The organism is Stenotrophomonas maltophilia (genome assembly GCF_013464915.1).
Classification (GTDB): Bacteria; Pseudomonadota; Gammaproteobacteria; order Xanthomonadales; family Xanthomonadaceae; genus Stenotrophomonas; species Stenotrophomonas maltophilia_AT.
On record NZ_RAVT01000110.1, the window covers coordinates 1 to 383 of the forward strand.

The 383-nt window shown below is 57.2% G+C and carries 1 tRNA gene; it reads left to right on the forward strand.

The annotated features are described in order from the left end of the window. Nucleotides 1–2: 2 nt before the first annotated feature. Nucleotides 3–87: transfer RNA gene (locus D7T59_RS21160), tRNA-Leu, on the forward strand. Nucleotides 88–383 lie beyond the last annotated feature (296 nt).

A 383-nucleotide genomic window follows, 5' to 3' on the forward strand; every position in this document is an offset into this window, starting at 1 on the left:
ACGCCCAGGTGGCGGAATTGGTAGACGCACTAGTTTCAGGTACTAGCGGGTAAAACCGTGGAGGTTCGAGTCCTCTCCTGGGCACCAACGAAAAAACTCCTCGCTTCGGCGGGGATTTTTTTTGCCCGCGATCCGGGAACGGGCCGGGCATGGGGTCAGAGCCCGTTTCGCATGCGAAACGGTATCCGACCCCGGTGTACTGGGGTTGGATCCCTTCCCTCAGGAAAGGGCTCTGACCCCATCGCAAGATTGTTATCAAGAAGTGTTGACACCCCGGTAACAACACCCCATAATCTCGCTCCTCGACGCCCAGGTGGCGGAATTGGTAGACGCACTAGTTTCAGGTACTAGCGGGTAAAACCGTGGAGGTTCGAGTCCTCTCC